This window comes from Vibrio sp. 779(2023), from assembly GCF_033344285.1.
GTDB classification, from domain to species: domain Bacteria; phylum Pseudomonadota; class Gammaproteobacteria; order Enterobacterales; family Vibrionaceae; genus Vibrio; species Vibrio alginolyticus.
In genome coordinates, this window is record NZ_JAWPOM010000184.1 from 1 (window position 1) to 1,113 (window position 1,113).

Consider the following 1,113-nt stretch of genomic DNA (forward strand, 5'->3'; position numbering starts at 1 on the left):
CGCAACAATGTTACTATTGTAGCGCTCGCGAAATTAGAGTTCGAACTCTGATTAAAATATCGGTGGGTTTGGACCTAAGTCAGACGCAATTCATAAATGCCTAATCGTTGAGAGCGGTCAAGCGTCTCGAACTCGTGATCAACGTATTCTTTTAATGTGGCACCAGCACGCTCCGCAATATTGATACTGGCAATGTTATCTTCCATACAGTGGAATTGGATGAACTGCGCATGCCCTTTCTGCTTTAAAAAAGGAATCAGAACCGCAAGCACTTGGTCAATCACTCGGTGTCCTCGCCCATTGTTCGCCAACCAATAGCCAATCTCAGTGACGTGTGTGTGCGAATCCACACCCTTGATGCCAATAACACCCGTAAACTGCTCATCAAAATAAATCGCGCACCAGTGGGCATCTAACGCTTTGCTGTTCACGCGCTGAGAGATGTAGTTCACTGCTTCTCTGCGGTTGGTCACAAAGTCCGTCCAAGGTAAATAGCCAGATAGGCTGTTTCGATGCGTGTTCACCACTTCCAGTAAAACCGTCGCATGCTTGGTGGTAAGAGGCTCAATTGAGACCCTTTCCGAGACGGAAAAGCGCGCTTGCGAGCCATTCCCTTGATAGTCGTGTGGATACATCGAATCTCCCATTCACATCATCCTTTAGCAAAGCGCTGCAATGCATCTCCCGCCAGTCGATAGATCTTCCATTCATCTTGAGGCTCTGCACCGATTGACTGATAGAAATCAATCGCGGGTTGGTTCCAATCCAATACAGCCCATTCAAAACGGCCACAACCACGATCAACGGCAATATTCGCCAAATGCTTTAACAACGCTTTCCCTGCACCAACATTTCGGTACTCAGAAGAAACATATAGATCTTCCAAGTAGAGTCCGTTCTTTCCAAGCCATGTTGAGTAGTTAAAAAAGTAGACGGCGAATCCTATCGGTTCTTCGTTCACATAACAAATCACTGCGTGTGTCGTCGAATCTTCGCCGAAAATCGCTCGATCAACGTCTTCGACGCTGGCTTTAACTTCATGTTCTAAATGCTCGTAACGAGCTAACTCTTTAACAAATCTTAAGATGGTTGCAGAATCCTGCTTTTGTGCTG

The 1,113-nt window shown here is 46.3% G+C and carries 2 protein-coding genes; both read right to left on the reverse strand.

Annotated features, from left to right (window positions below; all coding sequences use genetic code 11):
* Positions 1-74: 74 nt before the first annotated feature.
* On the reverse strand, positions 75-647 hold the full coding sequence (locus R8O70_RS25935; protein ID WP_021821578.1) for a GNAT family N-acetyltransferase: 573 nt from the start codon (positions 645-647) through the stop codon (positions 75-77).
* 5 nt (positions 648-652) lie between these two features.
* Positions 653-1,113, reverse strand: a 461-nt coding sequence (locus tag R8O70_RS25940) for a GNAT family N-acetyltransferase (protein ID WP_318184553.1), incomplete at its 5' end; no start/stop codon positions are given.